18 protein-coding genes are annotated in these 15,483 nt (G+C 68.9%); 12 read left to right on the top strand and 6 right to left on the bottom strand.

The genetic code is table 11. From position 1 onward, the window contains the following. Nucleotides 1–52: 52 nt before the first annotated feature. Nucleotides 53–1,939: a DNA primase gene (gene dnaG, locus QO010_RS19610; protein ID WP_307352073.1), complete on the bottom strand. Its 1,887-nt coding sequence runs from the start codon at nt 1,937–1,939 to the stop codon at nt 53–55. 85 nt (nt 1,940–2,024) lie between these two features. On the opposite strand from dnaG, the gene QO010_RS19605 reads away from it, so the two are divergent. Then, complete coding sequence (locus tag QO010_RS19605; protein WP_307352006.1) at nt 2,025–2,237, top strand: alkylphosphonate utilization protein; 213 nt, start codon at nt 2,025–2,027, stop codon at nt 2,235–2,237. Here QO010_RS19605 and QO010_RS19600 read toward each other — a convergent pair. Continuing rightward, on the bottom strand, nt 2,234–2,626 hold the full coding sequence (locus QO010_RS19600) for a GatB/YqeY domain-containing protein (RefSeq protein WP_307352005.1): 393 nt from the start codon (nt 2,624–2,626) through the stop codon (nt 2,234–2,236). The two genes, QO010_RS19605 and QO010_RS19600, sit on opposite strands and share 4 nt — an antisense overlap. Before the next feature lie 98 nt (nt 2,627–2,724). Between QO010_RS19600 and QO010_RS19595 the strand changes: the two genes are divergently transcribed. The 5 genes from QO010_RS19595 to QO010_RS19575 all read left to right on the top strand — a co-directional run bounded on the left by QO010_RS19595 (nt 2,725) and on the right by QO010_RS19575 (nt 6,223). Next, the gene (locus QO010_RS19595) at nt 2,725–2,874 is read left to right on the top strand and encodes a lmo0937 family membrane protein (RefSeq protein ID WP_307352004.1); all 150 of its coding nucleotides are present in this window, start codon (nt 2,725–2,727) and stop codon (nt 2,872–2,874) included. Nucleotides 2,875–2,940: 66 nt separating this feature from the next. Continuing rightward, nucleotides 2,941–3,180 (top strand): hypothetical protein, encoded by a 240-nt coding sequence (locus tag QO010_RS19590; protein ID WP_307352002.1) that lies wholly within the window; start codon nt 2,941–2,943, stop codon nt 3,178–3,180. A gap of 4 nt (nt 3,181–3,184) precedes the next feature. Continuing rightward, nucleotides 3,185–4,177: an aromatic ring-hydroxylating oxygenase subunit alpha gene (locus tag QO010_RS19585; protein ID WP_307352001.1), complete on the top strand. Its 993-nt coding sequence runs from the start codon at nt 3,185–3,187 to the stop codon at nt 4,175–4,177. Next, nucleotides 4,174–5,415, top strand: a complete 1,242-nt coding sequence (locus QO010_RS19580; RefSeq protein ID WP_307352000.1) for an amino acid permease — start codon at nt 4,174–4,176, stop codon at nt 5,413–5,415. Before QO010_RS19585 ends, QO010_RS19580 begins: the two co-directional genes overlap by 4 nt. 4 nt (nt 5,416–5,419) lie before the next feature. Next, nucleotides 5,420–6,223: an alpha/beta fold hydrolase gene (locus tag QO010_RS19575; RefSeq protein ID WP_307351999.1), complete on the top strand. Its 804-nt coding sequence runs from the start codon at nt 5,420–5,422 to the stop codon at nt 6,221–6,223. Here QO010_RS19575 and QO010_RS19570 read toward each other — a convergent pair. Then, nucleotides 6,201–6,605 (bottom strand): hypothetical protein, encoded by a 405-nt coding sequence (locus tag QO010_RS19570; protein WP_307351997.1) that lies wholly within the window; start codon nt 6,603–6,605, stop codon nt 6,201–6,203. The two genes, QO010_RS19575 and QO010_RS19570, sit on opposite strands and share 23 nt — an antisense overlap. A 133-nt stretch (nt 6,606–6,738) precedes the next feature. On the opposite strand from QO010_RS19570, the gene QO010_RS19565 reads away from it, so the two are divergent. The 5 genes from QO010_RS19565 to QO010_RS19545 all read left to right on the top strand — a co-directional run bounded on the left by QO010_RS19565 (nt 6,739) and on the right by QO010_RS19545 (nt 9,977). Further along, nucleotides 6,739–7,743 (top strand): AraC family transcriptional regulator, encoded by a 1,005-nt coding sequence (locus QO010_RS19565; RefSeq protein WP_307351995.1) that lies wholly within the window; start codon nt 6,739–6,741, stop codon nt 7,741–7,743. 32 nt (nt 7,744–7,775) lie between these two features. Beyond that, the gene (locus QO010_RS19560) at nt 7,776–8,111 is read left to right on the top strand and encodes a YciI family protein (RefSeq protein WP_307351993.1); all 336 of its coding nucleotides are present in this window, start codon (nt 7,776–7,778) and stop codon (nt 8,109–8,111) included. 168 nt (nt 8,112–8,279) lie between these two features. Beyond that, nucleotides 8,280–8,834: a phage tail protein gene (locus QO010_RS19555; protein ID WP_307351991.1), complete on the top strand. Its 555-nt coding sequence runs from the start codon at nt 8,280–8,282 to the stop codon at nt 8,832–8,834. Further along, a complete protein-coding gene (locus QO010_RS19550; protein ID WP_307351988.1) occupies nt 8,831–9,385 on the top strand; it encodes a phage tail protein in 555 nt (184 codons plus the stop codon). Before QO010_RS19555 ends, QO010_RS19550 begins: the two co-directional genes overlap by 4 nt. Nucleotides 9,386–9,434: 49 nt before the next feature. Continuing rightward, a complete protein-coding gene (locus QO010_RS19545) occupies nt 9,435–9,977 on the top strand; it encodes a phage tail protein (RefSeq protein ID WP_307351986.1) in 543 nt (180 codons plus the stop codon). Between the two features lie 12 nt (nt 9,978–9,989). On the opposite strand, the gene QO010_RS19540 is transcribed toward QO010_RS19545, so the two are convergent. Then, entirely contained in the window at nt 9,990–10,604 is a 615-nt protein-coding gene (locus QO010_RS19540; protein ID WP_307351985.1) for a DUF938 domain-containing protein, read from the bottom strand. Nucleotides 10,605–10,657: 53 nt separating this feature from the next. Here QO010_RS19540 and QO010_RS19535 point away from each other — a divergent pair, with 53 nt between their 5' ends. Further along, the gene (locus QO010_RS19535; protein WP_307351983.1) at nt 10,658–11,287 is read left to right on the top strand and encodes an HAD hydrolase-like protein; all 630 of its coding nucleotides are present in this window, start codon (nt 10,658–10,660) and stop codon (nt 11,285–11,287) included. 57 nt (nt 11,288–11,344) lie between these two features. On the opposite strand, the gene QO010_RS19530 is transcribed toward QO010_RS19535, so the two are convergent. Continuing rightward, a complete protein-coding gene (locus QO010_RS19530) occupies nt 11,345–13,555 on the bottom strand; it encodes a TonB-dependent receptor (protein ID WP_307351981.1) in 2,211 nt (736 codons plus the stop codon). Between the two features lie 172 nt (nt 13,556–13,727). Beyond that, on the bottom strand, nt 13,728–15,446 hold the full coding sequence (locus QO010_RS19525) for an N-acyl-D-amino-acid deacylase family protein (protein ID WP_307351979.1): 1,719 nt from the start codon (nt 15,444–15,446) through the stop codon (nt 13,728–13,730). Between the last annotated feature and the right edge of the window lie 37 nt (nt 15,447–15,483).

Here is a 15,483-nt window from a genome sequence, read left to right as displayed (position 1 = left end):
GCGGGGGCGGACCGCCTGGGCGTAAGGGAAAGGATTTAGGGCGCACACTCCGTCAGGAAACCTCGTTCTCATCCCACAGCGTCCCAGACCGGACCCGCCGCTTCAAAGTGTCGCGCTCGGCTTTCAGGCGCTCGATCGCAATCATGTCGGAACGCTCCGCGAGGTTACCCTTCGCGGAGGCGACTGCGGTCTCGAGCGCGGCCAAGCGGTTCATCACCTCAAAAGCACGCGTCCACTGGGACCTGGCGACGGCGAGGGTGACATCCTGTTTCAGGAAGGGCGCGCCCGCGTTCGCGGCGGCCCGGTCGATGTCAGTCAGCAGTGCGTCAAATCCACGTTCGCGGAGATGGCGTGTGAGGGCCCCACTGTCAAGGATGTCAGCGTCGATTCTTAGATGAATGATTTCCTTGGCCAATTCGCTCAGGGCCGGGTCGCCGAAGCCGTGATGTTCCAGCGTCTCCAGATGGTCGTCGAGTCGGTGCGGGTCTTCCAGCGCCCCCTTGGCCAGGGCGGCGGCGATCGGATCGACCGATGTGGCTAGCCGGCGGGCGGCGTTGCGGCCCTCGGCGGTCGGAAAGGTCAGAGGCTCGGGCGCATTGCGCCAGCCGCCCCGGCCCGGGGTCCGGGGCCGGCCATAGGCTCCGGCCGGCGCCGCCGACCGCGCCGGCATCAGCGCGTCCAGCCGGCCCAGCAGGTCGTCGCGATAGGCCTGGGCCAGGTCCTTGTCGGCGATGGCTCCGGCGGCGGCGCGCAGCCTCGCCTTGAGGCCCGCCTTGCGCTCGGGGGTGTCCAGCGGCTCCTGGTCGCGCTCGCGCACCCACAGCGCCTCGACGAAGGGGGTGGTGGCGGCCAGCTGGGCCTTCAGCACCGCCGGCCCCTGCTCGCGCAGCACGTCGTCGGGGTCCTTGCCGCCGGTGACCAGGGCGAACTTGAAGCTCTTGCCGGGCTTGAGCAGCGGCAGGGCCCGGTCCATCGAGCGGCTGGCCGCCCGCCGCCCCGCCGCGTCGCCATCGAAGCAGAGGGTCGGCTCGGGGTGCAGCCGCCAGAGCACCTCCATCTGGTCCTCGGTCAGGGCCGTGCCCAGCGGCGCCACGGCCGCGATCCCGGCCCGCTGGCAGGCGATGGCGTCCATGTAGCCCTCGACCACCACCAGGTCGCCGTCGCCGGCGCTGTCGGCATGCAGCAGCTTGCGGGCCTCAGGCAGGCCATAGAGCAGCCGGCCCTTGTGGAAGAGGCTGGTCTCCGGTCCGTTCAGATATTTGGCCCGCGCCTGCGGATCCATCGCCCGGCCGCCGAAGCTGACGATGCGGCCGCGCTGGTCGGCGATGGGGAAGATGATGCGGTCGCGGAACCGGTCATAGGGCGCCCCGCCCTCCTCCGGCTCGATCAAGAGGCCCGCCTCGACCAGCTCTCCCGGAAGGGCCCCCTTGGCGATCAGATAGTCCTTCAGGCCGGTGCGGCTGTTGGGCGCGAAGCCGATCCGGAAACGGCCCCATTCGCGGTCGGGAAAGCCCCGCCGGGTCAGGTAGTCGCGCGCCTCCCGCGCCACCGGCCGGGCCAGTTCGCTCTCGAACCAGCGGGCGGCATGCTCCAGCCATTCGGCCAGGCCCTGGCGCTTCTGTTCCTGCTGGGCGGCCTGGGGATCGGGTTCGGGCATCGGCACCCCGGCCTCGGCCGCCAGCCGCTCCACCGCCTCGACGAAGCTCAGCCGCTCGGTCTCCTGCAGGAAGCTGATCAGGTCGCCGTGCTTGCCGCTGGAAAAGTCGTGGAAGAAGCCCTTGTCGTCATTGACGAAAAAGCTGGGCGTCCGCTCCTTGGAGAAGGGCGACAGACCGACATACTCCCGCCCCTGCCGCTTGAGCTTCACCGTCCGGCCGATGACATCGGACAGGCGAAGGCGGGCCTTGATCTCTTCCAGGAAGCGGTCGTCGAAGCGCATGGGTCCCATCGTCATATCGCATTCCCGACATTTGCGCGCGGGGCCGGCGCATCCTAAAGCGGGCCTTCACACCGGGGAGCGGCCCATGGACATCAGAGACAGCAACGGCGCCATCCTCGCCGACGGCGACAACGTCACCCTGATCAAGGACCTCAAGGTCAAGGGAACCAGCGTCACGCTCAAGCGCGGCACGCTGATCAAGGGCATCCGCCTCACCGGCGAGCCCGGCGAGATCGAATGCCGGGCCGAAAAGGTCCGCGACCTGGTGCTGAAGACCGAGTTCGTGAAGAAGGCCTAACCTCGATAGCGGGCGATGACCGCCGCCTCGGCCCGCGCCGTGTCGGCCAGGTCGGCCCGGCCGACACGGTCCATCTCAGCCGCCGTGGCCTCGCGTCTTGCCGCCTCGTCCGCCAACAAGGCGACCAGATCGGTGGCGGTCAGCACCCGCCGCGAGACTTCGCCGGAGCCGAACGCCCCGCCGGCCGCCATCCATTGCGAACTGGCTGCCGGCGCGGCCGACACTGATGGACCAGCCTGAATACCCGCCGACTGGGCGTTGTCGATCGCCGCGATCAGGCCGCGCAGCAGGCTGACCTCAAGCGTCTCGCGCGCCTTCATCGCCGCGCGCAGGTCGGCGCGCAGGCGGGTCTGCAGCGCTTCGGCGGGATCGGTCACGGCGTCGGACATGCCGCGATCCTAACGCCTGGGGCCGCCCGGAACCAAACCCCGAACGCGGCATTTGTCGGCCGGGGGCAATCGGCCGCCATGAATTCGAGGGTCATCCGATGCTTTACGCGATCGCGGCCGTTCTGGTCGTCCTGTGGCTGCTTGGCTTCATCGTCATGCATGTCAGCTCCTTTCTCATCCACCTGCTTCTGCTGGCGGCGGTGGTGGTCGTCGTCATGCACATCGTGCGGGGCCGCAAAGCGCCCTAGGACCAGGATTGCCAAGGCGCGGCGTGGGGCTATGGTCTGACAGGTCGCCGCCAGAGGGGGTCGCGCATGCCGGTCTGGCTTCTGGTTCTGGTCAACCTGATCTTCGACATCCATCTGATTGTCGCGCTGGTCACCGGCCGCGTGCCGGCCGCCAGGATGCTGTTCAGCGTCAAATACGCCGACCGGCGCGACAATCCCGCCGTCTACTGGTTCTTCACCGGCCTGCTGTTTCTGATCTGCCTGTTCGGCGGGTCGATGCTCGCCGAGGCGACCATTCCCGGCTTTGCCGTGCCGGCTTTGGGCTGACGGCATGCAGATCACCCTGCCGACCCGCCTCTATTCCGACCCTGCCCAGTTCGAGGCCGAGAGGCGGGGCGTGTTCGCCGCCGGCTGGCAGTTCCTGGGGCGCGAGGCCGACATGCCGCGGGCGGGGGACTATCTGGCCGAGGAGATCGCCGGCTACCCCATCCTGGCCGTCCGCGACGCCCAGGGCGGGCTGAACGGCTTCCACAATGTCTGCCGGCATCGGGCCGGGCCGCTGGTCGACGATGGCGCGGGGTCGTGCGGACAGGAGCTGACCTGCCGCTATCACGGCTGGCGCTACACGCTGGATGGCCGGCTGCGCAGCGCCGTCGGATTCGGCGTCCTCGAAGGCTTCGACCCGCGCGCGTTCGGCCTGCACCCCGCCGCCGTGCAGACCTGGCGCGGCTTCGTCTTCGTCAATCCGGACGCCAAGGCCGCGCCGCTGGCCCATCTGGTCGGCCCGCTCGACGCCCTGTTCGAAGAACGCGGCATCCGCCTGGCGCCGGCCGTCACCCGCCGCAGCCATGAGATCGCCTGTAACTGGAAAACCTATGTCGAGAACTATCTGGAGGGCTATCACATCGGCCCGATCCACCCCGAGCTCGCCGCCGAGATCGAGGTCGCCGACTACCAGGTGACCATGCACGGCGAGGTCGCCATCCATGACGTCCCGACGAAATCAGGGGCCAACAATGGCCTCTGGGCCTGGCTGTGGCCGAACCTGGCGATCAACGTCTTCCGCTATGGCCTGATGGTCGAGCACATGAAGCCGCTGGGTCCGGATTGCACCCGGCTCGACTATCTCTATTTCCACGAGGAAGGCGACGACATGGCCGCCATCCTGGAGGCTTCCGACCAGCTGACCGGCCAGGACCGCGACATCTGCGAGGCCGTGCAGCGCAACCTCAATGCCGGCGTCTACCAGACCGGCGTCCTGTCGCCGCGCCATGAAGGCGCGGTCGGCTGGTTCCAGAACCGGATCGCGGAACTCAACGCATGAGCGACAACATCGCCCTCCCCCACAAGGGCATGGGCCCCTGGCTGGCCACCTTCCTGGTCGCCGGCAACATGATCGGCTCGGGCCTCTACCTGCTGCCGACCAGCCTGGCCCCGTTCGGCAGCTCCAGCCTGATCGGCTGGCTGGCCGCCACCGCCGGAGCCCTGGCCATCGCCGGGGTGTTCGCCATCCTGGGCCGGCTGCGGCCGCAGGCCGACGGGGTGCTGGCCTATCCCAAGCAGAGCCTGCACCCGGTCCTCGGCTTCGTCGCCTGGCTGGCCTACTGGGTCTCGTGCTGGGGCGGCAATGTCGCCGTGGCCCTGGCGGCGGTGGGCTATCTGGAGTCGCTGATCCCGGGGACCAGCGGCAGCCCGGCCATCACCCTGGTCATCCTGCTGGCGGTGCTGTGGCTGTTCACCCTGGTCAACCTGGCCGGAGCGCGGTCGGTGGCGCGGTTCGGCGGGGCGACCCTGGTCCTGGGGCTGATCCCGGTGCTGGCCGCCACCATCCTGGGCCTGGCGCAGTTCAGCCCGGAGGTCTTCGCCAGCTCCTGGAACCCGTCGGGTCAGCCGCTGACCCACAATCTGCCGCCCATGATGCTGCTGGCCTTCTGGGCCTTCCTGGGCCTGGAATGCGCCAACGCCGCCGCCGCCAAGGTCGACAATCCCGGCCGCAACCTGCCCATCGCCGCGCTCGGCGGCGTGGCCCTGGCCGGCGGGGTCTACATCCTGGCCTGCCTGGCCGTGCAGGGCGTCATCCCCGCCGAGCAGCTGGCCAGGTCCACCGCGCCCTTCGCCGACGTGGTCGCCAGGCTGGCCGGGCCGGTCGCCGGGGTGCTGGTCGCCGTCTGCGCCACGCTGAAGGCCTGCGGCACCCTGGCCGGCTGGATCCTGGTCACCGCCGAGACCGGCCGGGCCGGCGCCCATGCCGGCTATCTGCCCAAGCTCGTCTCCGAGGCCGACCCCACGGCCACGCCACGCCGGGGCTTGATCCTCACCGGCCTGTTGATGACCGGGGCGGCCCTGCTGACCGTCTCGCCGACCCTGGCCAAGCAGTTCAACACCCTGATCGGGCTGTCGGTCGCGCTGTTCATGCTGGTCTATGGCCTCTGCGCCATGGCCCTGATCCGCGATGCGCGGCTGATCGAGCGGCCCGGGGCGCGGATGGCCGCCAGGGTCCTGGCGCTGGCGGCGCTGGCGTTCAGCGCCTGGGTCGTCTGGACCTGGGCCACGAGCCTGTAGAGCCGTGAGCGACGACGACCTGCAGATCTTCGCCGCCCAGGGCGCGACCCTGCCGCCACCGGACGCCGAGGGTCATGTCGAACACGACGGCGCCCGCATCTGGTTCGCCAGCTACGGCGACGGCCCACCGGTCATCCTGCTGCACGGGGGCCTGGGCCACAGCGGCAACTTCGCCCATCAGATCCCGGTCCTGGTCGAAGCCAGCCGCCGCGTGATCGTCGTCGACAGCCGGGGCCACGGCCGCAGCACCCGCGACGAGCGCCCCTACAGCTACGACCTGATGGCCGCCGACCTGGTCGCGGTGATGGACCATCTGGGGATCGACCGCGCCCCGCTGGTCGGCTGGAGCGATGGGGCCTGCATAGCGCTCGCCCTGGCCCGGCAGGCGCCCGAACGCGTGGCCGGGGTGTTCTTCTTCGGCTGCAATGTCGATCCCAGCGGGACGCTGGAGCTGGACGAGAGCAACCCGCTGCTGGGCCGCTGTTTTTCCCGCCACGCCAAGGACTACGCCGCCCTCTCCGCCACGCCGGACGACTTCAAGCCGTTCGTGGATGCGGTCAGCCGCATGCAGGCGACCCAGCCCAACTACGGCGCCGCGGACCTGGCCCGGATCGCTGTTCCCGTCCGCATCGTCCAGGCCGAGCACGACGAGTTCATCAGGCCCGAACACGCCCGCTACCTGGCCGCCTCCATCCCCGGCGCAAGCTTCCAGATGCTGTCCGGCGCCAGCCACTTCGCGCCGCTGCAGCGGCCGGGGCTGTTCAACGCCGCGGTGCTGGATTTCCTTAGCGCCAGCGGTCGCCTTTAGCCGTCACGTAACTCCGCCACAGGTATGGCCAGGGCAGGATCAGCGGGACCAGCACGACGCCCAGACCGATGGCGAACATGTTCTCGGCCATGGCCGGGGTCAGCGGGCCGGCCTGCCAGGCCGGAATGCCGATGGCCAGCATCCAGATGGTTTTCCAGACCCCCTCGAACAGCATCAGCGGCGCCATCTTCAGCGGATAGCGCACACCCAGCCAGCAGAGCAGGGTCAGCGCCGCCAGCAGGGCTACCGCTACCCCGTGCATGGGGTCGCTCCAGGGCCGGTGACGAAAGATCAGCGGCCAGATCTGCATCCCTTCGCCCACAGCGATCAGCAGAAAGGTCGCCCGCATCACATAGAGACGGAGCAGCGAAACCTCGTTCATGAATACCCTTCCACGCCGCCGGCCTTTCCAGCCGTCGGCGAACCTGATGTAGTCTTCGAGGGTATGGCGCAGCCCATCCGCCCTCAACGACCGCCGGGGCCAGAGTCCTGACCCCAGGAACCAATCAAGGCCTATGCCCTCCTTCACCATCGCCGGCGGCCTGGCCAAGGGCCTTTTCGATTTCGCCGTCGCCAGGGGCGCAAACCCCGGGTCGCTCTCCCAGCGCACGGGCCTGGACCCCCGCGACCTGGAAGACCCCGACCACCGCGTGCCGGCCGAGCGCTTCGTCGCCCTGATCCGGGCCGGCCAGGACCTGACCGGCGATCCGGCCCTGGTTCTGCACTTCGGCGAGGCGGTCAATCTGGCCCAGATGTCGGTGGTGGGGCTGCTGGTCCAGGCCAGCCCGACCCTGGCCGAGGGCATCGCCCAGGTCCGCCGCTACGGCGCTCTGGTCAACGACGCGGGCCAGGACCGCTACAGCCTGGTCACCCGCGATGACGGGGTCTGGATGGTCGACCACCGGCCCAACCCCAACCTGGTCCCGGAGCTGACCGAACTGGCCATGGCCCTGCTGATCTGCGGGTCCCGTTCCTACCTGGACCCCAGCTTCGTCCAGGAGCTGCATGTCACCCACAAGGCCCCGTCCTACGCCGCTGAATACAGCCGCGCCTTCCAGACCAGGGTGGTGTTCGAGGCGGACTGGAACGCCGGCCGTTTCAAGGACGGCGCCCTGGCCTGGCCCATCGCCGCCCACCCCCGCTATGTGTTCGGCGTCCTCAGCGAGCACGCCGAGGCGCGGCTCAAGGCGCTGCAGACCGCCCACACCATGCGCGGCCGCGTCGAGGCCCAACTGGCGCCCGGCCTGCACACCGGCCCAGCCTCGATGGCCAGAGTCGCCGCCGCCCTGGGCGCCAGCCGCCAGACCCTGTTTCGCCGTCTGCGGGACGAGGGCGTGACCTTCGAGCAGGTGCTGGACGAGCTGCGCCACCGGCTGGCCCTGGACTATCTGGGCAGCCAGCGGATCAGCGTGGAGGAGGCGGCCTATCTGACCGGCTTTTCCGACGCGACGGCGTTCGCGCGGGCGTTCAAGCGCTGGACCGGAGTGACGCCCAAGGCGTTTCGTTCAAGAGAAAACTGAGTGGCCATCTCGCGCCAAAACAGGAGACGTCGATGAAGAAGTTCCTAGCCCTCTACACCGGATCGATATCCGACACCCAGAGAGCGGCGCCCGACGAGGCCATGATCGCCAAGGGCATGGCCGCCTGGGGCGCCTGGATGGCCGAGCATGCCGGCGCCGTGGTCGACAGCGGCGGCCCGCTGGGCAAGACCAAGAAGGCCTCCCGCGATGGCATCTCCGACATCCGCAACAACGCCGCCGGCTATGTCGTGGTCCAGGCCGAGTCGCACGAAGCAGCCGTAAAGATGTTCGAAGGCCACCCGCATTTCACTATCTTTCCCGGGGAGGGGGTGGAGGTCATGGAGGTCCTGCCGATACCGGGCGGCTAGCACGCAAATCCACGAAAACGCGAAACCTCCATTGTCACCCGCCAGTTCGTAGAATAGCGTTATGCGAAACGCGGGTGGGCAAGTCTGGCGTCGACAGGGGTCTGGGGCGCCGCTCGCCCGCCAGCCGCCTGTCCATGGCGCCCGCCTCGCAGCGGGAGGTTATGCGCCATGGGCACGCCCTTTGTCGGCGAGATCCGCATGTTCAGCGGCAGCTTCGCACCGGCCGGTTGGGCCTTCTGCAATGGCCGGCTGTTGCCGATCGGCGAATATCAGACCCTGTTCCAACTGATCGGCACCATCTACGGCGGCGACGGGGTGAATACCTTCGCCGTGCCGGACCTGCAGGGCCGCGCGCCGGCCGGGGCGGGCGCCGGTTCCAACCTGCAGCCCTACGCCATTGGCGAGAAGGGGGGCGTCGAAACCGTCACCCTGACCGCCGGGCAGATCCCACAGCACAACCACCCCAAGCAGGCCACCACTCAGGGACAGGTGAACGTCCCGACCGGCGCCCTGCTGGCGGTCCCCCAGGCCGGACCGGCGGGGACCAATATCTACGGCTCGGACCCGCCCGCGGTGAGCCTGGACCCCAGTTCCGTGCAGGACGCCGGGGCCAATGAGCCGCATGAGAACATGCAGGCCTTCCTGACCATCAGCTTCATCATCGCGCTGTTCGGCCGCTGGCCGAGCCAGACCGACGACGGCTCGGAGGAACAGACATCATGAGCACGCCGTTCGTCGCCGAGATCCGGATATTCTCCGGCAATTTCGCGCCCAGGGGCTGGATGGCGTGCGATGGCCAGATCCTGCCGATCGAGCAGTATCGCGCCCTGTTTTCCCTGGTTGGCGCGGCCTATGGCGGCGACGGGGAAACCACCTTCGGCATTCCCGACCTGCGGAATTCGGTTCCGATCGGCCACGGCCAGGGCCAGGGCCTGAGGTCCCGCTCCCTGGGCGACAAGTCCGGGGCCAACGCCGTGGCGCTGAAGGAGGCTCAACTGCCGCGTCATGGCCATGCGTTCAACGTCAGCAACAACGCCGCCGACATCAATGGCGCCGGAGCCAGGCCGGACAATCAATACCTGGCCAAGGGCGGCTATGACGACGGCTCCAACAGCGGGGTCGTCGCCTACTATTCGACCGCCGCCGCGGATGTCGCCATGAGCCCGTCCGCCGCCGCCGTCGCCGGGGCCAGCGCGCCGCACAACAACATGATGCCCAGCCTGGGCGTGAACTTCATCATCGCCCTGCAGGGCATCTATCCGCCCCGCGAATAGGCTTCGAGACGACCGTCCGGCGCGCCGGCCCTTTCCACAGGACCCGACCATGGCCCAACCCTTCCTTGGTGAAATCAGGATCATTTCCTGGGGCTTCCCCCCCTTTGGATGGGCGCTGTGCGATGGCCAACGCTTGCCGATCAACCAGAACCAGGGCCTGTTTTCGATCCTGGGCACGACCTACGGCGGCGACGGCCGGGTCAATTTCGCGCTTCCCGATTTCCGCAGCCGGGTCCCGGTCCATGCGGGCGGCGACATCGACCTGGGAGGGCGCTACGGGGCTGAATCCCACGTCCTGACCCCCGGCGAGATGGCGGCCCATACCCACACCCTGATGGCCAGCAAGGTCCCGGTCGCCGCCACGGCCGCCAACGCCACCCCGGCGCCCAACAAGGTGCTGGCCCCCGGCATCGCGGCCCTCCAGGGCGGCGGGACCCAGGACGTCAACATCTACGGCAACGGCGCTCCCAGCGCGACCCTGATCCCGGCCTCATCGAGCAGCCTGGGCGGCGGCCAGCCGCACGAAAATCGCCAGCCCTTCCTGGCGTTGAACTTCATCATCGCCATTCGCGGCAACCTGATAGGACCCTGATCCAGCAGGGCCTCAGGCCTTGCGGAACACCAGCGACAGGTTGTTGGCCGGCATGGCCACCCGCTCGGCCAGGGTCAGACCGTGTTCGGCGGCCAGCGCCGCCACGGCGTCCAGATGCCGAAGACCCCAGGCCGGGTTGCGGCTCTTCAGCGAGCGGTCGAAGTCGAGGTTGCTCTGGGCGGTCGGGACGTCGCGCTCCAGATAGGGGCCGTAGGTCACCAGCACCCCGCCCGCCGGCAGCAGCCGTCCGGCGCCGCGCATCAGGCCCTGGGTCGCCGCCCAGGGCGAGATGTGGATCATGTTGATGTTGACCACCGCGTCGGCCGCCTGAACCGGCCAGCTGTCGGGGTCCGCCGCGTCCAGCCTGAGCGGGGCCAGCAGGTTCGGCAGGCCGGCCTGGTCCCGCCAGGCGGCGATGCTGGCCAGGGCCTCGTCGTCCGGGTCGGTCGGCTGCCATTGCAGGTCCGGCAGGGCGGCGGCGTTGAACACCGCATGCTCGCCGGCCCCCGAGGCGATCTCCAGCACCAGGCCGCGCGCTGGCAGATGCTGGCGCAGCACCGCCAGGATGGGCTCGCGGTTGCGGGCGGTCGAGGGTGAGGCGCGGGCGGCGGGCGGAGCGTCTGGCATGGCCCCATCTAACCACCCTGGCGGGCCATGCCGAGTCTTGGCATTCAGGTCCCATGCCCCGCTACCAACTCGTCATCTTCGACTTCGACGGCACCCTGGCCGACAGCGCGCCCTGGTTCCTGGGCGAGCTGGGAGACCTGGCCGAACGTCACCGCTTCCGCAAGCTGGGGGCGGCCCAGATCGCCCATCTGCGCGGCCGGCCCAGCCGCGAGATCGTCAAGGCCTTCGGCGTCCGCTGGTGGCGCATGCCGGCCATCGCCCGCGACATGCGGCGGCGCAGCGCCGAGGCGGCTCACACGATCCCCCTGTTCGCGGGCGTTCCGGACCTGCTGGCCGACCTCAGCGCCGCCGGGGTGACCCTGGCGGTGGTCAGCTCCAACGGCGAGGCCACCGTGCGCGCGGTGCTGGGCGCCTCAGCCGGGCTGATCGATCACTACGGCTGCGGCGTTTCGCTGTTTGGCAAGGCGCGGGTGCTGGCGGCCCTGCCCAGGCGGCTGGGCCTGGCCAGGAACGCGGTGCTCTGCGTCGGCGACGAGGTCCGCGATGTCGAGGCGGCCCGCAAGGCCGGGCTGGCGGCCGGCGCCGTCACCTGGGGCTATGCCAATGAGGCTGCCCTCACTGCGGCCGGACCGGCCTTCGTCTTCCCCTCGCTGGAAGCCCTGAAGACCCAGATCATCCCCTGAAACGAAGAAGGGCCGCGGCTTTCGCCACGGCCCCAACTCCAATCCCCGTGACGGCGGCTAGCGAAGCTTGGCCGTCAGGGTCACGCCGATGATGCGCGGATCGTTGACGAAGGCGGTCAGGTTGTCGAAGTCGATGCCGCCCTTGATGTTGTCCTCGTCGGTGATGTTGCGCACGAAGATCGCCGCCTCCCAGGCGCCGTCGGTGCGGGCATAGCCGATCTTCAGGCCGCCCTCGAAGTTGCCGTCGGTCATGAACTCCTTGGAGCGGTAGAGGAACAGGTTGGTCTCGCCCTGCATGTTCCAGTCGGTATAGGCGAACACCTCGCCGCCGTCACCGACCGGGAAGCTGTAGCGGGCCGTGAAGTCGACGATGTATTCCGGCGCCTGCGGGAAGGGATTGCCGTTGATGAAGTAGGTGTTGCCCCCGGCCGGGGTGTTGAGCACCGTGCAGAGATTGTTGCCGCAACCGGCCACCGTCTGGTTGGCGTCGTTGATTTCGGTGTGGTTGTAGCTGTAGCCGCCGGTCAGCAGCAGGTTCTCGGTCACCAGCCATTCGCCGTCGACCTCGAAGCCATAGGCCTTGCCCTGGTGGACGTTGAGCAGCTGGGTGGTGTTGCCGACGCCGCCGACCGCGGTCAGCTGCATGTCGTCGATCTTGTAGCTGAACACCGCCCCGTTCAGGCGGACGCGGCGGTCGAACAGCTCAGTCTTCAGCCCGGCTTCCCAGCTCAGCACCGTTTCGCTGTCGGCGGTGCTGGGCGGCGCGCCGAAGGCGATGTCGCGGCCCTGGATCGAGGGGCCGCGGAAACCGCGGGCGACGCGGACATAGCCGCTGACATCGGGGGTGAACTCATAGCGGGCCGACAGGTCCCAGCTGACCTGGCCGTCCGACACCTTGACCGGGGCGAAGACGCCGAGCGGATTGAGCACGGTCAGCTTCTTCTCGTCGTTGGTGTAGCGGGCGCCCGCCTCGAAGGTCAGGTTTTCGCCAAACGCCCAGGTGCCGTGGGCGAAGCCGGCCCAGGCCCGGTTGGTCTGCTCGACCGTGGCGCCGGGCGGGAAGCCCGGGTCGGTCTTGATGGTGAAGCTGCCGTCGAAATAATAGACGCCGGCCTGCCAGGCGAAGCTGTCGGTCGAGCCACCGGAGAAGCGCAGTTCCTCCGTCCACTGATCGAGATTGGCCAGGCCGTCCGTGGTGTCGGACGGGAAGCGGGTGGTGCCGGGCACGTTGGGCCCGGGGCCGAAGTTGAAGGTGTAGGGACCGGCGGTGCCGTCGATGTCGCCGCGGCTGGCGCCGTGGGTTTCTTCATAGGCGCTGATCAGGGTCACCTTGACGTCGCCGACATCGGCCACCGCGTTGATCGAGCCGCCCCAGCCCTTGTAGGCTTGGTTGTTGCCGCCGCCGCCATCATAGGCGACGCGGTCGCGCTTGTAGCTGGCGTTCAGGCTGTTGGAGCCCTTGGTCAGGATGTTGCCGCGGAAGATGGCCGAGGTGCCGTCCAGGTCGCGGGTATGCAGGTTGAACAGCAGGCTCAGGTCTTCCGTGGGCGTCCACAGCAGTTGGGCGCGTGCGGCCTTTTCGTCATAGCCGCCCATGACATCGTCCTGGCCGGTGAAGCTGTTGCTGATCCAGTCGTCGCGATGCTGGTAGAGCACCGAGATGCGGCCCTCGAGCTTGCCGTCGACGATCGTGCCGCCCAGGCCGCCGTCGAAATTGAAGGTGTTGAAGTCGGCATAGCTGACCGTGGCCCGGCCCTTGGTGTCGGCGCTGGGCTTGACGGTGTCGAACTTGATGATGCCGGCGGTGGTGTTGCGGCCGAATAGCGAGCCCTGCGGCCCGCGCAGGATTTCCACCTGCTCCAGGTCATAGAGCGGGCTGGACTTGAGGACGACGTTCTCCATGACGACGTCGTCCATGACGATCGACACCGGCTGGGAGGCGGCCAGGTCGAAGTCGGTATTGCCCAGGCCGCGGATATAGAAGCGCGGGGCGGCGCGGCCGTTCGAGGATTCGGCGTAGAGGCCCGGCGAGCGGGCGGCCAGCGAGACCACGTCGTCGCCGGTGGAGAAGATGGCCTGCAGCTTTTCGGCCGGCTCGACGGTGACCGACAGGGGCACGGCCTGCAGGTTTTCCGACCGCCGCTGGGCGGTGACGATCAGCTCGGGCAGCTCAGTGTCCTGCGCGAAGGCCGGCGCGGCGTAGAGCGCCAGGGCGGACACGCCCATGCCGATGGCGAGGCCCGTCAGGCCGCGTTTGCGTAAAGTCATGATCCCCAGTCCCTTGGTAACCCGCCTGGTCGGGCAGCCGACGCTCACGCCGAGGGGTTGAGTCTGTCAAGACGGACCATGCTGCACCGCACACGGAGCGAGGCGGTTCGTTCCGAGGCGCGGCTCCGGCGCCACAGGCGACGCTGTCGCCCGGCCCCGAAGGAGGCGCGCCCTACCACTTCCAGTCCCTGGCGCTGGCCTTGCAGCCGCCGTCCGGCCAGCCCTTCCAGGCCCGGCCGCGCACCACCCGGCCCGATGGCGCGCGGGTCGGCTCGCCGTCCTTCAGGGCCAGCACGCCGTTGACCAGCACGAAGGCCATGCCGGTGGCGAACTGCTTGGGCTTCTCGTAGGTGGCCGGGTCGCTGACCGTGGCCGGATCGAACACCGCGATGTCGGCGAAGTAGCCCCTCCGGAGCAGCCCCCGATCGCGCAGGCCCAGGTTATGGGCCGGCTGGCCGCTCAGCTTGCGCACCGCCTCGGCCAGGCTGAGCAGCTTCTCGTCGCGCACATAGCGGCCCAGCAGCCGCGCGACGTTGCCGTAGGCGCGGGGGTGGGTGCTGGAGAGCAGGAACGGCCCCTCCGGCGCCTGGGCCCCGGCGTCGGAGCCGAAGCTCATCCAGGGGATGGCCACCTCGTGGCGGACATTGTCCTCGCTCATCAGAAAATAGACCACCTGCACGCGGGTGCCGTCCTCGATGACCAGGTCGATGGCGGCGTCCTCGGGGCTGACCCCGCGGGCCTTGGCGACCTGGGCCAGGGTCTGGCCGGTCAGGGGCTTGAGCGCCGGGTTCTTGAAGCCGACCAGCAGGGTCCCCTCGGCCCCGGCATGGCGGTAGAGGTTCTCGAACGGCGCCTTGGGATCGCGCATCTCGGCGATCACCCGGGCGCGGATGGCCGGATCCTTGAGCCGCTTGATCCAGGCCTCGCGTCCGCCGGCTTGCACCCAGGGCGGCATGGCCGCGTCCAGCCCGGTCGAGCCGGCCGTGTAGGTATACATGTCGGCGGTGATGCGTTGGCCACGCGCGCGGGCCGCCTCGACCCGGGCAATGGCGGCGTCGATCTTGTTCCAGTTGCTCTTGCCGGCCTGCTTGAAGTGATAGATCTCGGCCGGGGCGCCCGACCGCCGCGAGATCTCGATCAGCTCGTCGATGCCGTCGAGCAGCCGGTCGCTCTCGTAACGCATGTGGCTGATGTAAATACCGCCGCACCTGCCGGCCTCGGTGGCCAGGGCGGTCAGTTCGCCGGTCTCGGCATAGGTCCCCGGCGCGTAGATCAGCGACGAGCCGACGCCCAGCGCCCCATCCTCCATGGCCTGATGCACCAGCTCCTGCATGGCCATCAGCTGGGCAGGGTTGGGGTCGACATCCCCCTCGCCCAGCACATAGGTCCGCGTCGTCTCGGCCCCGATGAAGCTGGCGACGTTGGGGGAGATTCCCTGCCGCTCTAGGCGGGACAGATACTGGTCGAGGGTCGACCAATCGATCTCGTACTTGATGTCGCCCTGCCGCTCGGTCTCCAGCGCCTTCATGGCGGCGTTCCAGGGCCCCATCGAGCTGCCCTCGCCCATCACCTCGAGGGTCACCCCCTGCTTGAGGTCGCTGAGCCCCCGGCCGTCATAGATCAGGTCGTCGGTCGCCCAGGACAGCATGTTGATGAAGCCCGGCGAGACCGCCTTGCCGTGGGCGTCGATCTCCTGGCGACCGGTCCCGACCACCTTGCCGACCGCGGTGATCCGGTCGCCGTCGATGGCCACATCCCCGACGAAGGGCGCGGCGCCGGTACCGTCATAGATCGTCCCGCCGCGGATGACGATGTCATGGACGGGGGCGGTAGTTGAGGAGGCGCAGCCGAACAGCAGCAGGCCCAGGGTCAGGATCAATCCACGCCGCATACCCACCTCCGCTTCCCCAGCGGGGAATTGAATCGCC

This window comes from Caulobacter ginsengisoli, from assembly GCF_030814835.1.
GTDB classification, from domain to species: Bacteria; Pseudomonadota; Alphaproteobacteria; order Caulobacterales; family Caulobacteraceae; genus Caulobacter; species Caulobacter ginsengisoli.
The sequence above is the reverse complement of the archived record's forward strand: the minus strand, read 5'-3'. Positions and strand labels throughout refer to the sequence as shown.

Excerpts from the sequence above, each read along its gene's own strand:
- dnaG (WP_307352073.1), bottom strand. The coding sequence starts at position 1,939 with ATGCGCTTCGACGACCGCTTCCTGGAAGAGATCAAGGCCCGCCTTCGC.
- QO010_RS19605 (WP_307352006.1), top strand. The coding sequence starts at position 2,025 with ATGGACATCAGAGACAGCAACGGCGCCATCCTCGCCGACGGCGACAAC.
- QO010_RS19600 (WP_307352005.1), bottom strand. The coding sequence starts at position 2,626 with ATGTCCGACGCCGTGACCGATCCCGCCGAAGCGCTGCAGACCCGCCTG.
- QO010_RS19595 (WP_307352004.1), top strand. The coding sequence starts at position 2,725 with ATGCTTTACGCGATCGCGGCCGTTCTGGTCGTCCTGTGGCTGCTTGGC.
- QO010_RS19590 (WP_307352002.1), top strand. The coding sequence starts at position 2,941 with ATGCCGGTCTGGCTTCTGGTTCTGGTCAACCTGATCTTCGACATCCAT.
- QO010_RS19585 (WP_307352001.1), top strand. The coding sequence starts at position 3,185 with ATGCAGATCACCCTGCCGACCCGCCTCTATTCCGACCCTGCCCAGTTC.
- QO010_RS19580 (WP_307352000.1), top strand. The coding sequence starts at position 4,174 with ATGAGCGACAACATCGCCCTCCCCCACAAGGGCATGGGCCCCTGGCTG.
- QO010_RS19570 (WP_307351997.1), bottom strand. The coding sequence starts at position 6,605 with ATGAACGAGGTTTCGCTGCTCCGTCTCTATGTGATGCGGGCGACCTTT.
- QO010_RS19565 (WP_307351995.1), top strand. The coding sequence starts at position 6,739 with ATGCCCTCCTTCACCATCGCCGGCGGCCTGGCCAAGGGCCTTTTCGAT.
- QO010_RS19560 (WP_307351993.1), top strand. The coding sequence starts at position 7,776 with ATGAAGAAGTTCCTAGCCCTCTACACCGGATCGATATCCGACACCCAG.
- QO010_RS19555 (WP_307351991.1), top strand. The coding sequence starts at position 8,280 with ATGGGCACGCCCTTTGTCGGCGAGATCCGCATGTTCAGCGGCAGCTTC.
- QO010_RS19550 (WP_307351988.1), top strand. The coding sequence starts at position 8,831 with ATGAGCACGCCGTTCGTCGCCGAGATCCGGATATTCTCCGGCAATTTC.
- QO010_RS19545 (WP_307351986.1), top strand. The coding sequence starts at position 9,435 with ATGGCCCAACCCTTCCTTGGTGAAATCAGGATCATTTCCTGGGGCTTC.
- QO010_RS19540 (WP_307351985.1), bottom strand. The coding sequence starts at position 10,604 with ATGCCAGACGCTCCGCCCGCCGCCCGCGCCTCACCCTCGACCGCCCGC.
- QO010_RS19535 (WP_307351983.1), top strand. The coding sequence starts at position 10,658 with ATGCCCCGCTACCAACTCGTCATCTTCGACTTCGACGGCACCCTGGCC.
- QO010_RS19530 (WP_307351981.1), bottom strand. The coding sequence starts at position 13,555 with ATGACTTTACGCAAACGCGGCCTGACGGGCCTCGCCATCGGCATGGGC.
- QO010_RS19525 (WP_307351979.1), bottom strand. The coding sequence starts at position 15,446 with ATGCGGCGTGGATTGATCCTGACCCTGGGCCTGCTGCTGTTCGGCTGC.